Origin of the sequence: Bacteroides pyogenes DSM 20611 = JCM 6294 (assembly GCF_000428105.1) — a bacterium.
In the GTDB taxonomy this organism is placed as follows: Bacteria; Bacteroidota; Bacteroidia; order Bacteroidales; family Bacteroidaceae; genus Bacteroides; species Bacteroides pyogenes.
In genome coordinates this window covers 17167-43291 of sequence record NZ_ATZH01000030.1, presented here as the reverse complement: position 1 = coordinate 43291, position 26125 = coordinate 17167, and the positions used below count along the sequence as shown (strand labels likewise).

Sequence of the window (26125 nt, the reverse complement as noted above, 5' to 3'; positions counted from 1 at the left end):
AACCTGATAAAACGAGGTGAAAGATGGTAAAAATTGCAAAGAATTTGACCGAATTGATCGGCAATACTCCTTTAATGGAGCTTTCCGGATATAGTGGGAAGCACGGTTTGAAACAATGTCTCGTGGCTAAGTTGGAGGCATTCAATCCGGCAGGAAGTGTGAAAGACCGTGTGGGACTTTCGATGATTGAAGATGCCGAAGCTCGCGGCGTGTTGAAGCCGGGCGCTACCATCATTGAACCGACCAGCGGGAACACCGGAGTGGGACTGGCGATGGCGGCCACCGTCAAGGGATATCGGCTTATTCTTACGATGCCCGAGACGATGAGCCTGGAACGAAGGAACTTGCTGAAAGCATTGGGAGCACAAATCGTGCTGACCGATGGAGCGGGAGGGATGGCGGCTTCTGTTGCTAAAGCGCAGGAACTCTGCAAAGGTATTCCGGGTTCGGTGATTTTGCAACAGTTTGAGAATCCTTCAAACGCGGCTGCTCACGAGCGTACTACGGGCGAGGAAATCTGGCGTGATACCGATGGAAAGATAGATGCTTTTGTTGCCGGGGTAGGCACGGGAGGAACCGTTTGCGGTGTGGCGCGAGCGTTGAAGAAACACAATCCGGATGTTTATATCGTTGCGGTGGAGCCGGAATCTTCACCCGTGTTGAGAGGGGGAAAAGCGGCGCCTCATCGCATTCAGGGAATCGGCGCCAATTTTGTGCCGGGTATTTACGACGCTTCTGTGGTAGACGAGGTGATGGGCGTGCCCGACGAGGAAGCGATTCGTGCCGGGCGTGAACTTGCTTCGACAGAAGGTTTGTTGGCAGGCATCTCATCGGGAGCTGCCGTTTATGCGGCACGTCGGTTGGCGGAACGTCCGGAATTTGCCGATAAAATGATTGTCGTCTTGTTGCCCGATACGGGCGAACGGTATTTATCGACCGAACTGTTTGCTTTCGACGCCTATCCGTTGGATTGAGAATACACTTTTAATTTGATAAACGAAAATATGTGGCGAAAATATAAACTTATTTCTTTTACCGTTCTGCTTTTTCTCTGCCTTCCTTTCACGCTGTCGGCTCAAAATTATGAGGAGCTTTTCGGGCAGGCGCTTGAATGCATCGGCAAAGATAGCCTGCATCAGGCCGAAACATTGCTTCTTGAAGCTTTGAAACTGGAACCGAAGAATTCGAAAAACGTTTTGCTCTTTTCGAATCTGGGTTGGGTGCAACGCCGTTTGGGTAAGTACGATTATGCATTGGAGTCCTATTCGCTCGCGCTGAACTTCGCTCCGTCGGCCGTTCCTATTCTGCTCGACCGCGCGGCCATTTATATGGAAAGAGGCGAAACCGACCTTGCCTATGTCGATTACTGCCGGGTGATCGACGAAGACAAGCGGAATAAAGAAGCTTTGTTGATGCGGGCGTATATTTACATGCGTCGTCGTGATTATGTAGCTGCCCGGATCGACTATAACCGCTTGCTGGAAATAGAACCTTTAAGCTATAACGGGCGATTGGGACTGGCTACTTTGGAGCAGAACGAGGGAAAGTTTCGCGAATCGATCGAGATTCTGAATAAAATGATTGCGGAGAAGCCCGATGATGCCACATTGTATGTGGCGCGCGCCGACGTGGAACGGGATATGAGGCATGAAGATCTGGCATTGGTGGATCTGGACGAAGCCATTCGTCTGAATGATTCACTTGTGGATGCTTATTTGTTGCGAGGAAGCATTTATCTGTCGCGGAAAAAGAAAGCGGCGGCTAAAGCAGACTTTGAGAAAGCCATTGCATTGGGAGTGCCTCCTTCCGATTTGTACGAACAGCTCAGGCAGTGCAAATGAGTATGTTTTTATAGCTGTTCCACCGGTTGCAAAAGGTTGCTGCGGACTCTGAAAAAAAAGGCGGCGGGCTCTGAAAAAAAGGCGGCGGGCTTTGAAATCAAACACGGCGGGCTTTGAAATCAAAGGCGGCGGGCTTTTTTTGAAACGTCTTATTGATTTCAAAACAGCCTTTGTTCGAAACGTGTGATCTTTCGGCGGCAATTTCGATAGAATGAAGTGTATCGGGTGAACCGACCTAAAGATAAGGGAGTCCGCTCGTGTTTTAATGCGATGAGCAGATTGCCGGTAAAGATGAAACAAGGCAAATGTCGGTCCGCCTGCGACAGATGTTCCCGTCGGATCAGGCGTATTGACGAATCAGTTCGACAAACTCTTTTCCGTATTTCTTCTTTTTGTATTCTCCGATGCCGCTGACGGTTCCGAACTCTTCAACAGACGTAGGCCGGGCTATGCTGAGCAGGTGCAACACTTTATCCGAGAAAACGATATAGGCGGGCAGACCTTCCGCGTCGGCGAGCTGTTTTCTCAATCCGCGCAGGGCTTCGAACAAATCTTCATTCTCTGTATTCGGTAGTCCGAGGGCAATCTCTTTCATAACCGCCGCCTGTTTTTGCTTCTTCTTTTCTTTTGCTTTTGCAGGTTCTTCACGACGAATCACTACCAGCATCGCTTTCTCTCGGCCGAAGAGTATGTCGCTTCCGCTCGATGTTACTTTGAGGTGGTTGTTTTCATTATAAGCTATTTCGAAATAGCCGAGTTGGAGCATTTGAAGCAGGTAGTCGTGCCAGTCGCGCGCCGGGATTTCTCGTCCCGCGCCGAATGTTTTCAGTTCCTGATATCCTTTCCCGGTCACTTCGGCGGAATAGTTTCCGCGCAAAATATCGATCAATACGCTTATACCTACCTGTTGTTCCGTGCGTACGATGGCGCTCAACGCTTTTTGCACAATCACGCTTCCGTCAAACCGTTGCGGAGGATTTTTGCACACATCGCAGTTGCCGCAATCTTCGCCGGCAGTTTCGCCGAAATAATTGAGCAGGATTCTTCTCCGGCAAATATCGGCCTCGGCATATTGCTGCATCCGGCGGAGCTTTTCGAGGTTGATACTCTGTTGATTGCTTTCCGTGGCAAATTTGGTGAGCAGTATCAAATCGGCCAAAGAGTAGAACAATACGGTATCGCTGTTGAGACCGTCGCGTCCGGAGCGTCCGATTTCCTGATAAAAATTTTCGATGCTTTTGGGCAAGTTGTAGTGAATCACCCACCGGACATTCGATTTGTCGATGCCCATACCGAAAGCAATCGTGGCGCATACCACCTGAATGCGGTCGTTGATGAAGTCGTCCTGCGTTTCGTCCCTCTGCTTGGCGGAGAGTCCGGCATGGTATACTCCGCAGCCGATTCCGTGTTTTTTGAGTATTTGCGCCACAGTTTCCGTCTTGTTGCGACTCATGCAATAGATAATTCCGCTTTCGTTCCCGTGGCGTTGGATGAATTCCAGGATAGATTTGTTTTTCTCTTTTGTCTGAAAGCCTCGTTTCACCGTCAGGCTGAGGTTGGGACGGTCGAACGAAGATATGAAGACGCGGGGCTGCCGCAGATGCAACTGGCGGACAATATCTTCGCGGGTTATTTTGTCGGCGGTGGCGGTTAAAGCCACCATGGGGACGTTCGGGAATTTCTTGCGGAGCACGCTCATTTGCGTATATTCGGGACGGAAATCATGCCCCCATTGCGAGATGCAGTGAGCTTCGTCGATGGCAAACAAAGAGATGTTCATATCTTCCAGAAGATAATCCTTCTCGGCTATCAGCTTTTCCGGCGAGATGTATAGCAACTTGAGCTTCCCTTCGATACATGCCCGGCGAAGATTGGCGTTTTCGGTCTCGCTGTTACTGCTGTTCAGGGCGCCGGCGGCGACACCGTTTGCCTGCAAGGCCTCCACCTGGTCTTTCATCAATGAGATGAGCGGCGAAACCACAATGGCGGTTCCTTCGGAGAGCAGGGCGGGCAGTTGGTAACATATCGATTTCCCGCCGCCGGTGGGCATGAGAACGAGCGCGTCTTGCCCGTCTGCCAGATGCCGGATGATTTCTTCCTGCAAAGGGCGGAAACTGTCGTAACCGAAATATTTCTTTAAAGTCTTTTTCATCTTCCGTTTGCTTAAACTTTCCTGCAAAGGTACGTTTTGTTTATGAATTTTTATTATCCCGTGGCGGCTATTTCTGCGTCGAATGATGCTTCTATTTGTTGCAGATGGCGCAGGCTTATATTATCTTTGCCACCATTATTTACGACGAACAAATATTATGAAATTGAAACAGATTCTTTTCTTGTCGGCTCTGCTGCTGACTGTAGGAGCCGGGGCGCAGAGCAACCCGAATGGCAGATATCCGAAACGGGAATTCCGCGGCGCATGGATACAAACGGTAAACAGCCGGTTTCGCGGCATTCCTGCCGAGCAATTGAAGCAAACGCTTATCAGTCAGTTGAATTCTCTTCAGGAGGCGGGAATCAATGCGATTATCTTTCAGGTACGCCCCGAGGCGGACGCGCTGTACGCTTCGCAGCATGAACCTTGGAGCCGTTTCCTTACAGGGGAACAAGGCAGGATTCCTTCGCCTGTGTGGGATCCGATGCAGTTTATGATTGAAGCCTGCCACGAAAGGAATATGGAGTTTCATGCTTGGATCAACCCGTATCGGGTAAAGACTTCGTTGAAGAACGAATTGGCGCCTACGCATATTTACTATCAGCATCCCGAATGGTTCGTAACATACGGCGACCAGATGTTTTTCGACCCGGCGCTTCCTCATAGCCGCGAGTATATCTGCAAGATTGTGACGGACATTGTGTCGCGCTACGACGTGGATGCCATTCACATGGACGATTATTTCTACCCTTATCCCGTCAAAGGGATGGACTTTCCGGATGATGCGAGCTTCCAACGCTATGGCGGAGGATTTTCCGACAAGGCGGACTGGCGGAGGAGCAACGTGAATATTCTGATTAAAAAGATACATGAAACAGTTCGTGCGCTGAAACCGTGGGTTAAATTCGGTGTAAGCCCGTTCGGGATTTACCGGAATGAGAAAACAGACCCGTTGGGCAGCCGGACAAACGGATTGCAGAATTACGATGACTTGTATGCCGATGTTTTGCTGTGGGCACGCGAGGGATGGATAGACTACAATATTCCGCAGATATATTGGGAGGTGGGGCATAAGGCCGCCGATTATGAAACTTTGGTCAAATGGTGGGCGAGGCATGCCGAGAACCGTCCGCTGTTTATAGGGCAGTCGGTGATGAATAGCATTCAGAAGCCCGATCCGGAGAATCCTGCGATCAATCAGCTTCCCCGCAAAATGGCGTTGCAGCGTGCTTATCAGACAATCGGCGGAAGCTGTCAGTGGTATGCCGGTGCGGTGGTGGAAAACGCCGGACTTTACAGAGATGCTTTGGTTAAAGAGTATCACAAATATCCGTCGCTTGTTCCGGTGTTCGACTTCATAGACAACAAAGCTCCGGGTAAGGTGCGGAAAGTAAAAAAAGTATGGACTGAAGACGGATACATGCTCTTCTGGACGGCTCCGAAAGCAAAAACCGAGATGGACAAAGCCGTGCGGTATGTCGTTTATCGTTTTGAACCGGGTGAAAAGGTCGATATCGACGATCCTTCTCATATCGCAGGCATCACGAACAAAAACCACTTCAGGCTTCCCTATGATTCGGGGAAAAAGAAATACCGCTATGTGGTTACAGCGCTCGACCGCTTGCACAACGAATCGAAGTCGGTAAGCAAGAAAGTGAAGTTGTAATCTCTAATAAAGCAGCAAGCCGGCGATTCCGCAACCCACAATCATCAGGATGGGATTTATTTTATACTTTCGGGTTCCCACAAAAGCTGCGGTAAAAATCAATATGCTGATGACGAACGTGTAAGTGTCTGTGACGGGCGAACCGAAATTCCCGGCGTTCATCAGCATCAATGCCGCCGAAGCCAGCAACCCCACAATGGCCGGTCGTAACCCCTTGAAGACGGATGTTACGGCCGGATGTTTTTGATACTTCAGAAAGAACCTGCTGATTGTAAGCATCAGGATAAACGAAGGAAGAATGACGGCGAACGTGGCGATAACCGCACCCCACACGCTGTCGGTTGCTGTAAACCCAACATACGTGGCTGCGTTGATTCCGATAGGACCCGGCGTCATTTGGCTGACAGCTACGATGTCTGTGAATTCCTGCGCACTGATCCACTCATAACGGGCCACCACTTCACCCTGAATCATCGAAAGCATGGCGTAGCCTCCTCCGAATCCGAAAAGACCTATTTTGAAAAATGTGTAAAACAGCTGCAAGTAAATCATAGCTTCCTTTATTTTTTCTGTTTCTTAGTCTGTATGACTCTTTATTCATGGTTTTTGTTTCGTCCCGCTTACCGCATTGTTCTCCGCCGTCCGGCTCTCTTCTTTTTTTATTTTTCCCCATGCAAATCCACCTAATCCGGCTGCTATGATAATCCAAATCGGAGAGAAACCGAGCAACCAGATGAGCAATGCGGATAAAACGGGTATCCATATCGTGTAACGGTTGATGCGGGCTGCTTTGGCCATGGTGAATGTAGGTGCGGCGATTAAGGCTACCACGGCGGGGCGGATGCCTTTAAAAATGCGTTCGACTACGGGGTTGTCTTTAAAATTGTGGAAGAACAGGGCAATAGCCAGTATGATGGTAAACGACGGTAGGACAGTTCCCAGCGTAGTGACGATACTTCCGCGAACACCACGCAGTTTGTACCCGATAAAGATTGCTATGTTTACAGCCAGCACTCCCGGCGACGATTGCGCTATGGCAAGCAGATCGATGAAATCTTCCCGCGCGATCCATTTCCGTTTTGTCACAATCTCGTTTTCGATAAGGGGAACCATAGCGTATCCACCTCCGATGGTGAAAGCTCCTATCTTAAAAAAGATTCCGAACAGTTCGAAGTAGATATTCATTCTTTTCAATTTCCTCTTTTTATCTGTGTTCTCTAATCTTTTTACCGTATTGGCTGGGACTTACGTTGAAATGTTTTTTGAATACTTGCCGGAAATATCTGGCATCGTTGAATCCTGTCATTTCAGATATTTCGGTTATGTTGTGCTCTCCTTCTTTCAGTAGGCGGATCGCATATTCCAACCGGATGAGACGGATGTAATCGGCAGGCGCCTGATCCGTCAGGGATTTTAATTTGTTGTAGAAGCTGGTTCGGCTCATCCCCATCAGGCTGCAAAGCGTCTCTACATTAAACGACTGATTGTCTATGTTGTTTTCCACATGTCGTTTTACGGTAGAAATAAAGTTCCAATCCATATTTGTTCGTTTTCTGAGTTTTATAAATAAGTAGCTGGTAAGAGTTTAGAAAAAAAGAGTTATTGGGTATTATCAGGCTGTTCATGAAAATATATGCTTCTTTTTTCTGGCATTCGCAAACCGCAGCAGTTTGGATGAAAGAAAACGATATTAAAAAAAAGAAATCTTTTTCTCATATGAAACAGACCTTTTGAATTTGCTTAATTGTGTTCTTTTTTGATTTAGGAAAGATAGACAAAAATAAGTTTTTTTTTTGAGAACGCAAATTTATATTTCAGAATAACATGAAAACGTGTTTCAACAAGAAGCAATTTTATATTCTTTTATTTGCCATTGGGCATCCGGCAGATGCAGCAATCCCCTTATCAATATCTGTTTCGTTAACTGAAAAAGATTTGAATAAGGGGATTGAAAAAAGAATTTAACGTATCTATAAAGCTTTTGGAAAGCTTTGTTTATCGTTGGTTTATTCTCTCTTTCTTAGCGTTTGAATCGACTTTTATTTATTTTACTTTTGCTTCAATCCATTTCCGAGCATTAACGAATGCTTCTATCCACGGCGTAACTTGGTCGTTATTGATGCGTTCTGCCGGGTAATAAGCGTTTTGCCACGGGAAGACGGCACGTTCCAAATGGGGCATCATGGCGAGATGCCGGCCGTCCGCGCTTGCCAAAGCAGCTACCGAGTGGTCGGATCCGTTCGGATTGCCCGGATATTCGTCATAGTTGTATTTGGCCACTACATTGTATTTGTCTTCGTCATAAGGCAATGAGAACTTTCCTTCTCCGTGGGCTACCCAAATCCCCAGTTTACTGCCGCTCAACGAGCCGAACATTACGCTTCTGTTTGTAGGAATGGTGACTCCCACAAAGGTAGATTCGAACTTGTGCGAGTCGTTGTGCAGCATTTTGCCTTTCTTCTTCAGTTCCGGGTTGATAAGGTTCAGCTCCATCATCAGCTGGCAACCGTTGCAAATGCCCAAAGACAAGGTGTCTTTGCGTGCGTAAAACTTATCCAAAGCGGTTTTTGCCTTTTCGTTGAACAGGAAACCTCCCGCCCATCCTTTGGCGGAACCTAACACATCGGAATTGGAAAAGCCTCCGCAATAAACGACCATGTTCACATCTTCCAAAGTTTCACGCCCGCTGATGAGATCGGTCATCGTAACGTCTTTCACGTCGAATCCGGCGAGATAGAGCGAATAGGCCATTTCGCGTTCTCCGTTGGTTCCTTTTTCGCGGATGATAGCTGCGCGCACGCCGGTCGGAGTACGTCGGTCGGGGCTGATGCCGTATTGAGAAAGCTTGCCTTTGAACTCCGGCATAAACGCAAATTCTACGGGCTGCATCTTGTAATTTTCGAAGCGTTTTTTAGCACAACCGTTCATCGACTGTTTCCGGTCGAGCAGATAGGAAGAAGTATACCATACGTCTCTCATATAATCGATGCCAAACTGGTAAGTCGCACCGTCTTTTGATACGAGTATATGCCGTTCATCTGTCGGTTTGCCCAACTTCACGAAACCTACGCCCGCTTCTTCTAATGTTTTTTTCACTTCCTCCTTGTGTTTGTCGCTCACTTGGATGACAACACCCGGATTCTCGGCAAACAAAATTTTCACGATGTCTGCCTCTTTCAGTCTGTCGAGGTCGATTTCCATACCGCCTTCGGTGTTGGCGAAACACATTTCGAGCAATGTGGTAATGAGACCGCCGGCAGATATGTCGTGTCCTGCCAGAATCAGTTTTCTGTCAATCAGTTTCTGTATGGCAAGGAATGCGTCGCGGAAATATTCGGCGTCTTGTACGGAAGGTACGTTATCACCGATTTTTCCCAACGATTGGGCGAATGCCGAACCGCCGAGTTTCAGCTCGTCGAAGCTGAAGTCGATATGATACAAAGTGGTCTTCGCATCGTTTACCAATACGGGAGATACCACTTTTTTTACATCCGACACTTCGCCTCCGGCGGAAACAATTACGGTTCCCGGAGAAATGACTTTTTCTCCGTCGGGGTACTTCTGAGTCATCGAAAGCGAGTCTTTTCCGGTGGGCACGTTGATTTGCAGAGCGCAGCAGAAATCGCTCAACGCTTTCACGGCTGTGTACAGACGAGTATCTTCGCCTTCCTGCGAACGGCAGGGCCACATCCAGTTGGCCGAGAGGGAAATGCTGTCCATGCCTTCCGCCATCGGCGCCCATACGAGGTTTGTGAGCGCTTCGGATACGGAAAGAACCGAACCCGCCGCCGGATCTGCCAATGCTGCTTGCGGAGCGTGCCCGATAGAGGTGGCGATCCCTTTTTCGCCGCGGTAGTCAAGAGCTACCACGCCGCAGTCGCTCAACGGCAATTGAAGCTCTCCCTGGCATTGCTGGCGGGCGACTTTCCCCGTCACCGAACGGTCTACTTTATTAGTCAGCCAGTCTTTGCAGGCTACCGCTTCTAATTGAAGCACATTGGTGAGGTATTCGTGCAGTTTGGCTGCATTGTATTCCGGCGCTTTATAAGTACGTTCCACTGTTTTGTCTACCATATATGTCTTGGGCGACGAACCGAACATCTGGTCTACCGCCAAGTCGAAGGGGCGCACACCGTCGGCTTGTTGGAAAGCGAAGCGGTGATCGCCGGTGGTTTCGCCCACCACATACATCGGAGCACGTTCGCGTTCGGCTATTTTACGCACGTGTTCGAGTGCTTCCTCTTTGATGAGCAGTCCCATTCGTTCCTGACTTTCATTGGCTATAATCTCTTTGGCCGACAAAGTTTTGTCACCGATGGGCAGTTTGCTCATGTCGATTAGTCCGCCGCACTCTTCCACCAGCTCCGACAAACAGTTTACGTGCCCTGCCGAACCGTGGTCGTGAATAGAAACAATCGGGTTTGTTTCTTCTTCGCAAAGAGAGCGCACCACGTTGTTGGCACGTTTTTGCATTTCGGCGTTGGCGCGCTGCACGGCATTCAGCTCGATACCGCTGCTGTATCGTCCTGTATCGACCGAAGAAACGGAGCCTCCGCCCAGTCCGATGCGATAGTTGTCGCCGCCGATCACAACGATTTTATTTCCCGCTTCGGGCGAGCCTTTCAGGCAGTCGCGCTGTGTGCCGTAACCTACGCCTCCGGCCAGCATAATGACTTTGTCATAGCCGTAAACCTCGTTGTTCTCGGTATGTTCGAATGTAAGTACCGAACCGCAGATGAGCGGTTGCCCGAATTTGTTTCCGAAGTCCGACGCACCGTTAGAGGCTTTGATCAGAATCTGTTCGGGAGTTTGGTACAGCCATTTGCGTACCGGCAGTATCTCTTCCCAAGGGCGCTCTTCATCCGTGCGAGGGTAAGAAGTCATATAAACGGCAGTCCCCGCAATGGGCCATGAACCTTTGCCTCCGGCCATACGGTCGCGTATTTCGCCTCCGGTACCTGTGGAAGCGCCGTTGAAAGGTTCTACCGTTGTGGGGAAGTTGTGTGTTTCGGCCTTCAGCGAAATTACGCTTTTAATATCTTTGATTTGGAAAAAATCGGGTTTGGAGTGGTCGGCGGGAGCGAATTGTTCCACTATCGGACCTTCGGCAAAGGCCACATTATCTTTGTAAGCCGAGATAATCTTGTTCGGATTTTCCTGAGTGGTCTTTTTAATCATTTGGAACAGCGAAGATTCCTGTTCTACTCCGTCGATGATGAACGTTCCTCCGAATATCTTGTGGCGGCAATGTTCGGAATTGATTTGTGCGAATCCGAAAACTTCGGAATCGGTCAGCTTTCGTCCGAGGTCTTTTTCCACTTTCTTCAAATATTCCATTTCCTCTTTCGAGAGCGCCAAGCCTTCTTTCTCATTGTAGGCCTCCAGATCATCGATATAATAGATTGGCTCCGGCTGACGATTGGTCGTAAATATTTGCTGATCCAGGCCTTTATACATGCGCTGTAGCATTGGGTCGTAATCGGCTTTCTCGTCTTTCACGGGGAAAAACTCTTCAATGCGGACGATTCCTTCAATACCCATGTTTTGGGTAATCTCTACGGCATTCGTACTCCAGGGAGTAATCATTTCACGTCGGGGACCAACAAAATATCCATCTTGTTTTTCTTCGTTCTCCATCACAGCTTCGCCAAAAAGCCAGCAGAGTTTATCACTTTCATCGGGAGTGAGCCGGTGATTGCTCTCTACGGCAATCATGCTCTTGGAAGGGGTTCTGAAAAAAAGAATCATGTGTATTTTAGATTTTACGTTTTTTCTGTGGTGCAAAGATAAATAAAATCGGCGGTGGCAAGAAGAAAATACTCATAAAAAGAACATCATCATTTAAAGGGAATGTAAACTTTGTTGTTCCGCCCGGATACGATGGTGAAAAATAAGAGGAAATATGCTAAACACTTTACTTTCTGTTTAAAAAGTTATTCGTCTGCCGCCCGTGTTTCATTCGTTTTTCGTCTGTGTTTTATTCGTCTATCGAACGGCAGACGGATAAAACGCAGACGAAAGACGAACAAGTTTTATTATAAAAGTTCTAGACTGTAAAAGCATTCGAGGATAATATTCGTATGGATTCGAGGAACATGCAAAGCGTATGTTCCGAAAAAACGTTAATATACTAGCTTCTTCTCATAAAAAAGTGCGATATTTGCCGCATGATTCAGTTGGAAACTATATTTGATATTTTAATTAAAGGCTTTATCATAGGCATTGTAGTGTCCGCACCTTTAGGCCCGGTAGGGGTTCTTTGCATCCAGCGTACGCTGAACAAAGGACGTTGGTACGGATTTGTGACCGGCTTAGGAGCTTCGTTGAGCGATATTGCTTACGCGTTGCTTACAGGCTATGGTATGAGTTTTGTTTTCGATTACATTAATAAGAATATATTTTACTTACAGCTATTAGGCAGCATTATGTTGCTTATTTTTGGAATTTACACTTTTCGGAGCAATCCTGTGCATTCCATTCGACCGGCTTCGTCAAACAAAGGTTCTTACTTTCATAATTTTATTACCGCTTTTTTCGTCACTCTCTCCAATCCTTTGATTATTCTTCTTTTTATCGGACTTTTTGCCCGCTTTGCTTTTGTACAACCGGGAGTATTGGTATTTGAAGAGATCACGGGATATGTTGCTATTGTTTTGGGGGCATTGGTGTGGTGGTTTGGAATCACTTTTTTTGTAAATAAAGTGCGTACGAAGTTTAATTTGCGTGGCATCTGGATTTTGAATCGTGTGATTGGCGGTGTCGTGATACTGGCCTCGGTCGCAGGGTTAATTTATACATTGCTTGGAGAGTCGCTTTATTAAAAAGGAAGACGTATGAATCGGATAGCACAGCAACTGAAGGAAAAAAACATTGCGGAATATCTTATATATATGTGGCAGGAAGAAGATTTGATTCGTGCCTATGATTGTGAACTCGATGGATTGGCTGCCAATATCATTGCTCGCTACCCGGAGGAGCAACGGGCTGAAATGACGGAATGGTATCGGAACCTTATCACTATGATGAGGGAGGAGGGGGTGAGAGACAAAGGGCATCTTCAGATTAACAAGAATGTTGTTATTAATTTGACGGATCTTCATAACACATTGCTCGCTTCGTCTCAATACCCTTTTTATAACGCCGCTTATTTCAAAGCCTTGCCATTTGTTATAGAATTGCGTAACAAAAGCGGGAAAAAAGATGAGCCTGAATTGGAAACTTGTTTCGAAGCGTTGTATGGAGTATTATTGCTTCGTCTGCAAAAGAAAGCCATCAGTGAGGAAACTTTGAAAGCGATTGAAGCGATCAGCAGTTTCCTTTCCATGCTGGCAAATTATTATGATAAAGACAGCAAAGGCGAATTAAAATTAGCGGAGTAAATGAGAATCTTAGTAACAGGTGCCAAGGGACAGCTTGGAAACGAAATGCAAGCTTTGGCACATGAAAATCGGCAACATATTTATTACTTTACGGATGTACAGGAACTGGATGTCTGTAATGAAGAGTCTGTACGGAAGTATGTTTCCGGAAAGGAAATCGAACTGATTGTGAATTGTGCCGCTTACACGGCAGTGGATAGGGCGGAGGATGAGAAAGAACTTGCCTGGCAATTGAATGCTGTAGCTCCGGGAATCTTGGCACGGGCTGCCAAGATTGTTAATGCCGGGATGATTCATATTTCTACGGATTATGTATTCGACGGCGTTTCGCATATTCCTTATACGGAAAAGTGTATGCCTTCTCCGGTTTCTGTATACGGGTTTAGCAAATTGGAAGGAGAAAAAGAGGTTATGCGGCATTGTGAAGATGCGGTAGTGATTCGCACTGCATGGCTTTATTCTGTCTATGGGAGTAATTTTGTGAAAACGATGATCCGATTAGGGAAAGAACGTGAAGAGTTGAGGGTAGTGTTCGATCAGATCGGAACACCTACTTATGCCAAAGATTTGGCACGGGCTATTTATTCTATTATAAATAGAGGTATAGTCAGAGGAGTCTACCACTTCAGCAATGAAGGAGTTTGCTCATGGTACGATTTCGCATTGAAAATTCACCGATTGGCAGGCATAACCTCCTGTAAAGTGAAACCTTTGCATACGGAAGAATATGACTCAAAAGCAAATCGCCCTTATTATTCAGTGCTTGATAAGACAAAAATAAAAGAGACGTTTCATCTTGAGATTCCTCATTGGGAGGACAGCCTCAGGGTTTGTATGGAATCTTTAAATTTGAGAAAACAGGAATGAATAAGGTTACCCAAAGTGTACTTACATTCTTAATGTCCATTTTATAAATATGGTTGACAATTCAGAAATACAAAGGCGGCGAACGTTCGCCATTATTGCCCATCCCGATGCGGGAAAAACTTCTTTGACCGAGAAACTGTTGCTTTTTGGCGGACAGATTCAGGTTGCCGGTGCGGTAAAGAGTAATAAAATTAAGAAGACTGCGACTTCCGACTGGATGGAGATTGAAAAACAGCGTGGAATTTCGGTTACTACTTCTGTTATGGAGTTCGACTATCGGGATTATAAGATTAACATTCTCGATACACCGGGACACCAGGATTTTGCGGAAGATACGTATCGTACGCTTACTGCCGTAGACAGCGTAATCATTGTGGTCGACGGCGCAAAAGGTGTGGAAACACAGACAAGAAAATTGATGGAAGTTTGCCGTATGCGGAATACGCCGGTCATCATTTTTGTCAACAAGATGGACCGTGAAGGAAAAGATCCTTTCGACTTGCTTGATGAGCTGGAAGAAGAACTTATGATTCAGGTTCGGCCATTATCGTGGCCTATCGAACAAGGCCCTCGCTTTAAAGGAGTATACAATATATATGAGCAAAAGCTTGATTTATATCAACCGTCGAAGCAGATAGTGACGGAAAAAGTGGAAATCGATATAAATACCGAAGAGCTGGACGGGCAGATTGGCAAGCCATTGGCAGATAAGCTGAGGAGTGACTTGGAACTGATTGAAGGCGTTTATCCGGAATTCGATGTGGAGACATATCTGGAAGGTCATTGCGCACCGGTTTTTTTTGGTTCGGCATTGAATAATTTTGGAGTACAGGAGTTGCTGAACTGTTTTGTAGAAATAGCTCCAAGCCCCCGTCCTGTGCAGGCGGAAGAGCGTGAAGTGAAACCGGAAGAACACAAATTTACCGGATTTATCTTTAAAATTACGGCGAATATCGACCCGAATCACCGCTCGTGTGTAGCTTTTTGCAAAGTATGTTCAGGCAAATTTGTTCGCAATGCGCCTTATCTTCATGTACGTCATGGGAAAAGCATGCGTTTTTCGTCGCCGACGCAATTTATGGCACAGCGCAAAACCACAATCGACGAAGCTTATGCGGGAGATATTATCGGATTGCCGGATAACGGAACCTTTAAAATCGGCGATACGCTGACTGAAGGCGAATTGCTTCATTTCCGCGGACTGCCCAGCTTCTCTCCGGAAATGTTTAAGTATATCGAAAATGCCGATCCGATGAAACAGAAACAGCTGGCGAAGGGGATTGATCAATTGATGGACGAAGGGGTGGCTCAGCTTTTTGTCAATCAGTTTAACGGACGTAAGATTATCGGTACGGTAGGGCAATTGCAATTTGAAGTAATACAGTACCGTTTGTTGAATGAATACAACGCTTCTTGCCGCTGGGAGCCGGTAAGTCTTTATAAAGCCTGCTGGGTGGAAAGCGATGATATCGAAGAGTTGGAAGCTTTTAAAAAACGCAAATATCAATATATGGCGAAAGATCGTGAAGGGCGCGACGTCTTTTTGGCCGATTCATCTTATGTGCTTCAAATGGCACAAATAGATTTTAAGCATATAAAGTTTCACTTTACAAGTGAGTTTTGATTTCTGATTTGAGTATTTTAACGAATTATTCCGGTAAAAAAGGACTTTTTATTTCTGATATTAATGGCGGGAGATACTATCAATAATACGAATGCGGCATTCTGGAGGAAAATTCAGAAAGGAGATGAAGATGCTTTCAGGCAGCTTTATGAACAGAATGCAGATTGGCTTTATGGATATGGTATGAAGATAGCCGGTGATGATGATCTGGTAACAGAGGCTATACAAACGTTATTTGTATACATCTTTGAAAAGAGAAAGACTTGTTCTGTGCCAAAGTCAATTACTGCTTATCTTTGTATTTCCTTGAAACGTATTCTAATCAATGAACTGAAGAAGGATCATAACGGAACTTTCAGGTCGTTGGAAGAGGTGGAAACGAGTGAATATAGATTTGATTTGGAGATAGATGTAGAAACTGCTATTGTTCGGTCGGAAATGAAAAAAGAACAGCTGAACTTTCTGCAAAAAGAACTTAATAGTCTGACTAAGCAACAGCGCGAAGTTTTGTATTTGAAATATTACAAAGGGCTTAGCTCCGATGAAATTGCTGAGGTGATGGGATTGACTTCTCGCACTGTTTATAATACTGCTTATATGGCAATATCCAGGTTGAGAGGACGTTTGGTCCCATTGTTGTAATTAAAGTTAGCGATTGCTTTATTGTGTTGAATGAAATGAAGGATTGGAAAGAAATATTAGAAAAATATTTGGAAGAAGGAAAGCTGCCTTTAATCGACTCGGTATTTACACGTAAAGTCGAAGTAGGCGAGACTTTAAAGAAGCTGCGTCAAGAGAGCCGTTTGACTCAGACTGAGAAGAAAAATAGATTGTTTCGTAAAAACATGCTATATTGGAGCGCTGCGGCAATGTTTGCTATTCTTTTGGGGATAGGCGCTTATTTTCTGTCCGAAGAAAAACAATCTACGGGCACAATGATGGTGGAATGCGAATTGCCGGATGGGAGTCGCGTGCAAATGATGGAAAACTCAATGTTATCTTTCAATAGAATCGGATGGCTTTGGAATCGAAGTTTGCATTTAACGGGTAAGGCTTTCTTTAGTGTGATTCCCGGTAAAACTTTTGTAGTTCGCACACAAGCGGGTAATGTGTCTGTGTTGGGAACTAAATTTTGGATAGATCAAAAAGAATATGAAATAACCGTCAGTTGCAAAGAGGGGTGTGTAAAACTAGAGACTCCTGTTGGAGTGACGGCATTAGCGGCAGGTGAAAGCGTGCATTGCGACGAGAAAGAGATGGGGGTCGTTGAAAAAGAAATAAAGCTTCGGAAAATTCTGGGTTATGAAAATGATCCGTTAATAAATGTAGTGGCGGATATTGAAGAAATATTCCATATTAAGGTGATAGGACGTGAGAAATGTGAAGGATTGTTTTATAGCGGCCTTATTTATACGAGAAATTTGGATGAAACTTTAAAGAGAGTATTCGGATCTTTGGGAATATCTTACGAAATTCGCGGGAAAGAGGTTGTTTTATTGTGAAAAATTCCTTTAATTACAGAAAAAGAAACTTTTTGCAAACAAAATATGTTTTTTTTTTGTTTCTTTGGTAAAAAAAGAACCAAAGCTTCTCTTTAGAGTGTAAGTGCTATGAAGAGATAGCAATTAATTAATTTAAATAATTAAGACGATGAAAAAGAGATTTATTACAGCAGTTCTGATTTTTATGAGTGTTTGTGCCGTGGCACAACAGAAAGAAAATCGTGATGCCGATGGCAAAATCTTGCGTGGTCCGTATGAGACTAATAAGACTTTTGACAATTGGTTTTTTAGTGTAGGAGGTGGAGTCAACATCTACGAAGGTGAAGAAGATAGCAAAGCCGACTTTGGTAAACGCTTGGCGCCTGCGCTCGATGTTTCTATCGGTAAATGGATTACTCCATGGTCTGGAGTTCGTTTACAATACGCCGGACTTAAAGTAAAAGGCGCAACAAGACCCGGTGCTCCTTTTGCTGACGGAATGGAGAAAGATTATACGAAGAAGAAATTTGATGTAATAACTGTTCATGCCGATTATCTGTGGAATCTTTCCAATGTCATGTTGGGATATAACTCTAAGCGTGTATGGAATTTTATTCCTTATGGAGGCTTCGGTTGGGTACAAGCTAAAGGCAACGGTCATGAAGATAATGAACTTGCCGCATTTGTCGGTATTTTGAACACATTCCGTTTGGGTAAACGTGTGGATTTGACTTTGGAAGGACGTCAGATGCTTGTTAACCAAAGACTTGACGGAGTTGTTGGTGGCGCGAAAGTTGAAGGTATGTCTTCTGTAACATTAGGATTGAACTTCAAACTTGGCAAGACCGGTTTCAATCGTGTAACTATGCCGGAACCGGTAGACTTCAGTTCTTACAATGACCGCATTAATGATTTGCGCGCACAGAACGATAAATTGAGAGCTGATAATCAACAATTGTCAGATGAGTTGATAGCAGCCAGAAATCGTCAACCGGAGACTGTAACTGAAGTTATCACTGCTCCTTTGGCTCTGTTCTTCGAAATTGGTAAAGCTAAATTGGATTCTAAAGAATTGACTAATTTGGATTACTATGCTACCCACATTATGAAAGCTGATACCAACAAAACATTTACTTTGATTGGTTCTGCCGATAAAGATACCGGTACGAAGGCTTGGAATCAGAAGTTGAGTGAAAAACGTGCAGATTATGTATATAATTTGTTGGTTGAAAAATATGGTATACCTGCAGATCGCCTTGTGAAGAGAGCTGAAGGTGATACAAATAATCGTTTCAAGGAAGCTGTATTGAATCGCGTAGTTATCGTTGAATAATTTCGTATTCATTTATTTCTGAGTGTGTGAGGGGAAAAGGGGTGTTTCCTCTCACATTTTTTTTGCCTAAACTGTTTTATTACAAAAAAGAATGATTATATATAATAGTCGACTTGCAAAGCTTTTTGTAAAAGCAGAAAATAAACATTATTTTATGCTTTTCGGAATCTGCTTTACCTATCATAAACATTGTGAATATTGGGAAGAGATGGAAATGCTCATCCATAAAAGACAATATATGGAATGCATGCTTCTTGCGGCACTGCCGGCCTTTGTTTTGGCTTGTCTTTTTTCATGGTGGTTTCTATTACTTATTCCGTCCGCTTATCATATTCTGTATTGGTTGGAGCTTTTTTTGATAAAAGTTTCGTCTTTCGATAAAGAGGCTAAGAAATTCAGCAATGATAGAATGTATTTTAGAAGGAGGAAATTTGCTCCATGGACAAGATTTTATGCGCGAAAGAATGTATGATTTCCATTTTCCTTTACCTTACAAACTGATTTTTGAAAGCTCTGCTTTAAAAAAAATATTTTATAAAAGACAAGCGTTGGGGCATGATTGCTAATGAAAGAGGTACAGTCTTGAGATAAAAAGGGATATTCAGTCAATGTGCTATAACCATAAAAGCCGGTATGTGAAATGAGATATATCAATCATTTCACATACCGGCTTTCATGGTTTATCTGCTTCCTTAAAAAGTGTGTGTTAAAGCAGAGTTTTATTTTGCCAGTTCGTTGATAACATCCATAATCTGCCGTCCGATTTCCTCCGCCGCTTCCATCGTTGAAGCTTCGCTGTACACACGGATAATCGGTTCGGTGTTGCTCTTGCGCAGGTGTACCCACTTGTCGGCAAAGTCAATTTTCACTCCGTCGATATCATTGATTTCTTCATTCTTATAAAGTGCCTTCACTTTAGCCAAGATAGCGTCCACATCTATTCCGGGAGTCAGGTCTACCTTGTTTTTTGCGATAAAATAAGGAGGATACGTAGCGCGAAGTTCGCTCACTTTCTTGCCCTCATGAGCCAGATGACTGAGGAATAAAGCGATACCCACCAAGGCATCGCGTCCGTAGTGGCTTGCCGGATAAATAACTCCTCCGTTGCCTTCACCGCCGATTACGGCGTTTGTTTCTTTCATCTTCGTCACCACATTCACTTCGCCCACGGCAGAAGCATTGTATTCCATTCCGTATTTGCGTGTCACGTCGCGCAAAGCACGGGTCGAGCTTAAGTTGGAAACCGTATTGCCCGGAGTATGCTTCAACACATAATCGGCCACCGTCACCAACGTATATTCCTCGCCGTACATCGTTCCGTCTTCGCAAATCATTGCCAGACGGTCTACGTCCGGGTCTACCACAAAAGCCACGTCCGCCTTGCCGCTTTTCATCAGGTTCATGATGTCGCCCAAGTTTTTCTCAAGCGGTTCGGGGTTATGCCGGAAATCTCCGGTAGGTTCACAGTAGAGTTTTTCCACATGTTTCACTCCAAGGCGTTCGAGCAATTCGGGAAGAATGATTCCCCCCACAGAGTTCACGGCATCAATCGCCACGCGGAAATTCGCCTTCTTGATGGCCTCCACATCCACCAGTTCGAGAGCCAATACACTGTCGATATGTTTTTGGTTGTAAGAGAGGTCTTGGCGGTAAGAACCCAAGCGGTCTACATCGGCATAGTCGAATTCTTCCGCTTCGGCAATGCGAAGAACCTCCTCACCTTCGGCAGCGTTCAGGAACTCGCCTCGTTCGTTCAAAAGTTTAAGCGCGTTCCACTGTCTGGGGTTATGCGAAGCCGTCAGGATAATACCTCCCGAAGCGCCTTCCATCGTCACGGCAAGTTCGGTAGTCGGAGTAGAAGCCAAATCGATATCGACTACGTCCCATCCCATTCCCATGAGGGTTCCCACTACTACGTTCTTTACCATTTCGCCGGAAATGCGGGCGTCGCGCCCTACAACAATCTTATTGCTTTTAACTTTGCAAGTCTTGCGAATCAACGTAGCATACGCAGAAGTGAATTTTACAATATCGAGCGGATTCAATCCTTCACCCGCCCCTCCGCCAATGGTACCGCGGATTCCGGAAATCGATTTGATTAGAGTCATGGTGTTAACTAAATAATATGTTTAATGTAAGTGTTCTTAGCTTTCCGCTTTCGAGAACCCTTGAATATAATAATAGTAAGGAGTGACATACCGTTGCGCGGAAGAGTGTCCCATTTTCGACGGTATGATGAGTCGGATGCGCGCGTTATCCCAAAGATAAGGCAAAGAAAGCAACCATCCGGCAGGCACGGCAGAACTTCCATAATACTTTGACCACATATAATCCATTTCGGTAAAAATGCCGTAAGCGGATGATACGCCGTTATCTACATAACGGAAAACTGCCGGTTGCGTATATGTCTGATTTGCGTCTGCCCAGTCGGGTTGAAAGATGTTGAAACAAGCCGTTTCGCGTGTCGCCACATTCTTTTCCAAATAACGGGCGCAGATTTCTTCTCCATCCCTGAAGCGTTCTTTCGTCGTTTTATCGCCCCGGTTTATGATTTGAAGATAAACTCCGTTGGAAAAAGCCACGAACTCATCGAAATCATCTCCCGCTTCTTTCGAAGCTGTGATGGTATCTTTTTCAAATTCTTCCAATGAAATGACATGGATAGCGCTGTCTTTAATAAACTTTTTCACCGCATCTCTTTCTTCTTCCAGCATTTCTGCGTAAGTTTTCGTGTTATCGCACGATTGGAACAGGCTTCCCGCTACCCACAAGGAAATCAATATAAATATAAGTTTCTTCATTATCTGCCATTTAGATATATTCTGTACAAATGTATTTCAAATTCACGGAAAGTATGGATAGCTTGGTCGAAAGTTCGTATCTTTTAACCTTTTCCTATCCTCTTTTAACCTTCACTTTTTCACTCGTTCGCGGTCAGTAAAGGCTTATACTTGGCAAGGGCTTGTTCGAACACCGCCTTGGCCTCCTCCATCGTGCCGAAGAACTCACCGCCCGAAGCGTTCAAATGCCCGCCTCCGTTAAAGAATTCCGCCGCCAACTCGTTGCAGGGAAATTTGCCGACAGAACGAAGCGATATCTTGATTATCGGTTTTTCGGTATCTTCGCGCAAGAAGCAGGAGAAACAAACGTTCTTGATAGAGAGAGGAATGTTGACAAAGCCTTCGCTGTCGCCTTTCACATAGTCAAACTTGCCCTGCTCTTCTTTGGTCAATGTAATCAAGGCCGCATTACAATCGGAATAAACCCGCATGTTGGACAGGACGTAGCCCATCAATCGCAACCGGCTCTCAGAGTAGGTGTTGTACACTTTCCGGTAAATATCGTCCTTGTCTATTCCTTTAGAGAGCAATTCGCCGATAATGAAATAAATCTCCCGGTTGTTCGAGTTATAAGTAAATCCGCCCGTATCGGTCATCATGCCGGTGTAAATACATTCGGCTCCCTCTTTCGTGATATCGCCGAAATAGCCCATGCGGCAGATAAGGCGAAACACCAACTCGGAAGTGGAAGAAATAACGGGATAGGACATGGTGATCCGGCAAAAATCGTCCGGATACAAGTGGTGATCGATCAATATCTTGCGGGCGGGAGATGCAGCTACGGCATCTTCCATCGCATCGATGCGCTTCAGGGTGTTGAAATCCAGGCAGCAAATCACATCCGCCTCGGCAATCAGTTTATCGGCAAAGTCTTTGTAACGATCGTACAGCAGAATATCTTTGCTACCCGGCATCCATTTCAGGAAGTCGGGGAAAGCGTTGGGAACTATCACATGGACCGTTTTTTCCTGTGATTCAAGAAAATGGTACAACCCTAACGACGATCCGATGGCGTCGCCATCAGGAGATACATGGGATACGATTACGACTTTATCGGCGCGTACAAACCATTTGCTGAAATGGTCTATTTTTGCCTGTTCTATAACTTTGGTCAGCATGGTTCAATGAGGCGGCAAACGCCGACTGCGAGTTTCCCAATCGAGATTGCCACGTTTTTTGTTAGTTTAATCTTTTCATTCTGTCACGAAAGCATAGCCAAATCCTTTCCCGGCATTTGTCTTTCCGCCGGCAGACGTAAGCTGCCCGGATGAACTCCGGCGGTTTCCGGCACACTTTCATTAATTTCCGCAAATGTACAATATTTCTCCGTACTTAAAGCAAAAACCGGACAGAACCTTTATCGGGCAAGGAGATAAAGCGGATTCCCAATTGTTCGCATTCTTTTTCGAAAAGACGCCTCCGCCGGTCGGAAAGCGACGCATCCATGACCACGCACGAAGGGGCGAACAGCGGGACAAGTTCTTGCAACCGCCCGCCATAACCGCGACAAAGATAGAGGTAACGAACCGGCAACGGGCCGCGCGCTGTTTTTCCGCGCCAGCGATTATCGGCAACGATACATACACGGCAATCGTAGAAAGTAAGCAGGCGTTGGCGAATGAAGAAGTTTCCTTCGCGATGGTCGGCAATCACATGTTTCGGCTCGTTCAGCCGGCTGCGTTGCCAGAAGCGTCCTGCCGTGCGCCGCAAGCTTTCGGTATCGGGCACGCTGTCCGCATAGCTCAGCCACGAGCGCCCGTCACCCTCCACGCAGTGAACAACCGGGCAATTGGGCAGGTTGTAAAAGACAATGCTCCGCTGCGGGCGATGGCGCCAATCCGTTATCGCGCGGAAAGCGGCTAACGATAGCAGGCAAAAAAGACATGCCTGAAGGTATCGTGCCCGGCGCATGTGCGCAAAGCATAGCAGAAACATAAGAAAAAGGTAGGCGATTAGGGCTTCCGCCGGGCTAAACCGGATGTGGTCGACCGACGCGTAAGGAAGCTGTTCCGCCCACTGCACAAAACCGTTGAGTGTTTTCAGCAGCAAACGGACAGGAAGCGCCGCGACAGCCTGCGCCGCCGGAAAAGGAGTGAGCGCCAGCATCAGGACCGCCGCATAAAGAATGATTGTGACAAGCGGCAGAACCACGAGGTTGGTGAGCAGAAAATGCACGGGAAAACGGGAGAAGTAAACCCAAACGAGCGGCGCCGTGCCCACTTGCGCCGCAACGGACACACTCATCAGTCCGCCAATGTATGTGCCCGTTCGTCCTTTCAGCGAAACAAGCGGATAGATAACGGGATGCAACAACAGGATGGAAGCAACCGCCAGAAAGGACAATTGAAACCCGACATCGAACAGCCACGACGGACGATAGAGCAACATGGCGAAAGCTGTTGCAGCCAGCGTGTTGACCGACAAGGACTTTCTTGCCAACAGGCTGCCGGATATCCAGATGGAAAACATGCAGACGGAACGAACCACCGATGGCGCGAAGCCGGTGACAAAGGCGAAAAGCCACAAAACGGCCGTCAGCAGAACTGCTCCCGCCACTCTTCCTGTACGGGAACGCCTTGTCAAAGGCTTCAGGATGAATAGAAGCAACCCGGTCAGCAGGCCGATATGCAAACCCGACAAAGCCAATACGTGGCTGACTCCGGCAACCGAATAACTTTCGCGGATGTCTTCGCTCAATTCACGTTTATCGCCTACCGTGAGCGCCGAAAGCACAGCCAATTCATCACCGTCGAAACCCAACGAACGATAAATATCGAGCAATTGCCCCCGATAGTTGCCTGCCAGACCATGCCACCCGGGAGGACGGCGCATCGGGAGTTTCGTCCATTTGCCCGAAGCCGCGTATCCCGTACCTGCTGTCCCTTTACGCAAGAGAAAGCGGGCATAGTCGAATTCATCGAAGTTGTTCCGGTTTGCCGGCGGAGAAATGCGCGCGAACACCAGCAATTCGTCTCCTTCGCGCAAGGCGGCCGCAGCGGAATCCGCCTGAAAATAAACAATTGCCCGGCGAGAGACCGGACGAACGGACAGCGAATCGCGATACGACCTTACATCGACACGGCAAAGGAAACTCTTCGCTTTCCGTTCGGGCTTGTCGGACAGAGATAGGTGATACGCCGTTTCTCCTTCGGGAAAAGCGTAAACCGACTGCCGGAGAGAAAGAGTAATGGCAATCCATCCCCCGGCAAAACAAAGCATCGTTACGGACAATCCGAAACACCACCGTAGGGTATGCCGCTTCAGGAAATGACACCCGACAGACAGCACGGCAAACAGCACAAAGAGAAAAACGGGGAGAGACAAACCCGTCGGCCGGTCGAAAAACCGATCTCCGCAAAAAATGCCTGCTATCCATGGAGCAAGCAGACGCACGTAAGGATATCGATGCAACGAGGCAGTAGGCAACATGATCGCTTCAAATCCGTTATTGATACATAAAGCTTTTAAAAATTCTTTTCCCGCATCGTTCCGCTCCAAGACCTGCCGAATCCCTTCGCTTCTTCGCACTCATGTACGGACTCCTCAGAAGATTCTCTTTCTTAGTTTCATGCAGTCTGCCATTTCCATCCTCCAAACGGATAGGAGAGAGGACCTTTTATCTCCATTCCTTCGGAAGGATATAAGTCGCTGAAAAAGAGAAAGATAGTTTGTAGAGGCCGTCGATCGAAAAAAAGGCGCCAATGCTTAGAAAAAAAGGCCGCGGGCTTTGAAAAAAACACGGCGGGCTTTAAAAAAAAGGCGGCGGGCTTTGAAAAAAAGGCGGCGGGCTTTCAAACCAAACACGGCGGGCTTTGATTTAAACATTACAGGCTCTGTTTCCAAACATCAGAGGCTCTGTTTTCAAGCACCAGAAGCTCTGTTTTCAAGTACCAGAGGCTCTGTTTTCAAGTACCAGAGGCTCTGTTTTCAAGTATCAGAGGCTCTGTTTTCAAGCATCAGAGGCTCTGTTTTCAAGCACCAGAAGCTCTGTTTTCAAGCATCAGAAGCTCTGTTTTCAAGTATCAGAGGCTCTGTTTTCAAACATCAGAAGCTCTGTTTTCAAACATTACAGGCTCTGTTTTCAAACATTACAGCCTCTGTTTTCAAGCATCAGAAACGCTGATTTCAAACATTACAAGCCCTGATTCCAAGCACCAAAATCCTGTTTTCAAGCACCGCAGGCTTTAAAAACAACATCCGATTGCTTTTTCGTAAAGAGCTGAATGAGCAAAAAAACAATCGGAAGTCTGTCCGGCAACGACTTTGCTATAATCCGTGCAACATCCGAATCATTTTCTCGGGTTCAGGATCGGCGAAAATTGCATTGCCTGCAACCAGCGCATCGGCCCCGGCTTCTACCAAGCGGGCACCCGTTTCGAGGTTCACTCCGCCGTCTACTTCAATCAAAGCCTGCGAACCGGTACGTTCTATCAATGCTTTCAGCTCACGCACTTTCTCCAGCGAATGTTCGATAAACTTCTGTCCGCCGAATCCGGGATTCACACTCATCAGCAACACCATGTAGACATCGCGGATAATATCTTTCAATACATCCACCGGCGTAGCGGGGTTGATCGTCACCGCCGGCTGCATTCCGGCTTCTCTGATCTGTTGAATCACCCGGTGCAGGTGCGGACAAGCCTCATAGTGTACGTTCATCGTATGAGCGCCCAGCGCCTTTACTTCGGGAATGAATTTCTCCGGACTGACAATCATCAGGTGAACATCCAAAGGCTTCCGGCTGAGTTTTGCCACGTACTTCAAGACCGGGAAGCCAAACGAGATATTCGGCACAAACACGCCGTCCATTATGTCGATATGCACCCACTCCGCTTCGCTGCGGTTGATCATTTCAATGTCTCTCGCCAGATTTCCGAAATCTGCGGAAAGAATAGAAGGAGCGATTATTGGTTTCATTTTTCTTATTGTTTTATTAGATTAG

21 protein-coding genes and 1 pseudogene are annotated in these 26125 nt (G+C 46.3%); 12 read left to right on the top strand and 10 right to left on the bottom strand.

All coding sequences use genetic code 11. The features are described 5' to 3' along the window. Nucleotides 1–23: 23 nt before the first annotated feature. Both cysK and C234_RS0108805 read left to right on the top strand, forming a co-directional pair. Nucleotides 24–974, top strand: coding sequence for a cysteine synthase A (gene cysK, locus C234_RS0108810; protein ID WP_027325459.1), 951 nt, complete (start codon nt 24–26; stop codon nt 972–974). Between the two features lie 30 nt (nt 975–1004). After that, nucleotides 1005–1841 (top strand): tetratricopeptide repeat protein, encoded by an 837-nt coding sequence (locus tag C234_RS0108805; RefSeq protein ID WP_051290217.1) that lies wholly within the window; start codon nt 1005–1007, stop codon nt 1839–1841. Between the two features lie 340 nt (nt 1842–2181). On the opposite strand, the gene recQ is transcribed toward C234_RS0108805, so the two are convergent. Further along, nucleotides 2182–3993: a DNA helicase RecQ gene (gene recQ / locus C234_RS0108795; protein WP_034537351.1), complete on the bottom strand. Its 1812-nt coding sequence runs from the start codon at nt 3991–3993 to the stop codon at nt 2182–2184. Nucleotides 3994–4150: 157 nt separating this feature from the next. On the opposite strand from recQ, the gene C234_RS0108790 reads away from it, so the two are divergent. Further along, nucleotides 4151–5659, top strand: coding sequence for a glycoside hydrolase family 10-like protein (locus C234_RS0108790; protein WP_027325456.1), 1509 nt, complete (start codon nt 4151–4153; stop codon nt 5657–5659). Nucleotides 5660–5662: 3 nt separating this feature from the next. Here C234_RS0108790 and C234_RS0108785 read toward each other — a convergent pair whose 3' ends face one another. From C234_RS0108785 to purL, 4 genes and pseudogenes are all read right to left on the bottom strand, one after another. Next, on the bottom strand, nt 5663–6211 hold the full coding sequence (locus C234_RS0108785; RefSeq protein WP_027325455.1) for a chromate transporter: 549 nt from the start codon (nt 6209–6211) through the stop codon (nt 5663–5665). A gap of 45 nt (nt 6212–6256) precedes the next feature. Continuing rightward, entirely contained in the window at nt 6257–6844 is a 588-nt protein-coding gene (locus C234_RS16200; protein WP_051290216.1) for a chromate transporter, read from the bottom strand. Nucleotides 6845–6863: 19 nt separating this feature from the next. Next, nucleotides 6864–7202, bottom strand: a pseudogene (locus tag C234_RS0108775) (helix-turn-helix domain-containing protein); the annotation flags it as partial. Nucleotides 7203–7702: 500 nt separating this feature from the next. After that, nucleotides 7703–11407: a phosphoribosylformylglycinamidine synthase gene (gene purL, locus C234_RS0108760; protein WP_027325453.1), complete on the bottom strand. Its 3705-nt coding sequence runs from the start codon at nt 11405–11407 to the stop codon at nt 7703–7705. 419 nt (nt 11408–11826) lie between these two features. Here purL and C234_RS0108755 point away from each other — a divergent pair, with 419 nt between their 5' ends. The 8 genes from C234_RS0108755 to C234_RS17475 all read left to right on the top strand — a co-directional run bounded on the left by C234_RS0108755 (nt 11827) and on the right by C234_RS17475 (nt 18909). Then, nucleotides 11827–12480: a LysE family translocator gene (locus tag C234_RS0108755; protein WP_027325452.1), complete on the top strand. Its 654-nt coding sequence runs from the start codon at nt 11827–11829 to the stop codon at nt 12478–12480. Between the two features lie 12 nt (nt 12481–12492). Then, nucleotides 12493–13038, top strand: a complete 546-nt coding sequence (locus C234_RS0108750; protein WP_027325451.1) for a DUF4924 family protein — start codon at nt 12493–12495, stop codon at nt 13036–13038. Next, nucleotides 13039–13905, top strand: coding sequence for a dTDP-4-dehydrorhamnose reductase (rfbD, locus tag C234_RS0108745; RefSeq protein ID WP_027325450.1), 867 nt, complete (start codon nt 13039–13041; stop codon nt 13903–13905). A 49-nt stretch (nt 13906–13954) separates the two neighbouring features. Continuing rightward, entirely contained in the window at nt 13955–15529 is a 1575-nt protein-coding gene (locus tag C234_RS0108740) for a peptide chain release factor 3 (protein ID WP_027325449.1), read from the top strand. 63 nt (nt 15530–15592) lie between these two features. After that, nucleotides 15593–16171, top strand: coding sequence for an RNA polymerase sigma factor (locus C234_RS16195; RefSeq protein WP_051290215.1), 579 nt, complete (start codon nt 15593–15595; stop codon nt 16169–16171). A 35-nt stretch (nt 16172–16206) separates the two neighbouring features. Then, complete coding sequence (locus C234_RS0108730) at nt 16207–17031, top strand: FecR family protein (protein WP_027325448.1); 825 nt, start codon at nt 16207–16209, stop codon at nt 17029–17031. 148 nt (nt 17032–17179) lie between these two features. Continuing rightward, nucleotides 17180–18343 carry an OmpA family protein gene (locus C234_RS0108725; protein WP_027325447.1) on the top strand — a complete coding sequence of 388 codons (1164 nt, stop codon included), beginning with the start codon at nt 17180–17182 and terminating at the stop codon, nt 18341–18343. A 401-nt stretch (nt 18344–18744) separates the two neighbouring features. Next, nucleotides 18745–18909 carry a hypothetical protein gene (locus C234_RS17475; RefSeq protein ID WP_154656404.1) on the top strand — a complete coding sequence of 55 codons (165 nt, stop codon included), beginning with the start codon at nt 18745–18747 and terminating at the stop codon, nt 18907–18909. Between the two features lie 153 nt (nt 18910–19062). Here C234_RS17475 and glmM read toward each other — a convergent pair whose 3' ends face one another. The 4 genes from glmM to C234_RS0108690 all read right to left on the bottom strand — a co-directional run bounded on the left by glmM (nt 19063) and on the right by C234_RS0108690 (nt 24612). After that, a complete protein-coding gene (gene glmM / locus C234_RS0108710) occupies nt 19063–20451 on the bottom strand; it encodes a phosphoglucosamine mutase (protein WP_027325445.1) in 1389 nt (462 codons plus the stop codon). Between the two features lie 36 nt (nt 20452–20487). Next, entirely contained in the window at nt 20488–21144 is a 657-nt protein-coding gene (bamK, locus tag C234_RS0108705; RefSeq protein WP_027325444.1) for a BamK family beta-barrel-assembly machinery protein, read from the bottom strand. Nucleotides 21145–21263: 119 nt separating this feature from the next. Then, nucleotides 21264–22301: a DHH family phosphoesterase gene (locus C234_RS0108700; RefSeq protein ID WP_027325443.1), complete on the bottom strand. Its 1038-nt coding sequence runs from the start codon at nt 22299–22301 to the stop codon at nt 21264–21266. 214 nt (nt 22302–22515) lie between these two features. After that, on the bottom strand, nt 22516–24612 hold the full coding sequence (locus C234_RS0108690; protein WP_423774566.1) for a ComEC/Rec2 family competence protein: 2097 nt from the start codon (nt 24610–24612) through the stop codon (nt 22516–22518). Nucleotides 24613–24910: 298 nt separating this feature from the next. On the opposite strand from C234_RS0108690, the gene C234_RS17470 reads away from it, so the two are divergent. Then, complete coding sequence (locus C234_RS17470) at nt 24911–25306, top strand: hypothetical protein (RefSeq protein ID WP_148295191.1); 396 nt, start codon at nt 24911–24913, stop codon at nt 25304–25306. Between the two features lie 143 nt (nt 25307–25449). Here C234_RS17470 and rpe read toward each other — a convergent pair whose 3' ends face one another. After that, entirely contained in the window at nt 25450–26100 is a 651-nt protein-coding gene (gene rpe, locus C234_RS0108680) for a ribulose-phosphate 3-epimerase (protein ID WP_027325441.1), read from the bottom strand. Between the last annotated feature and the right edge of the window lie 25 nt (nt 26101–26125).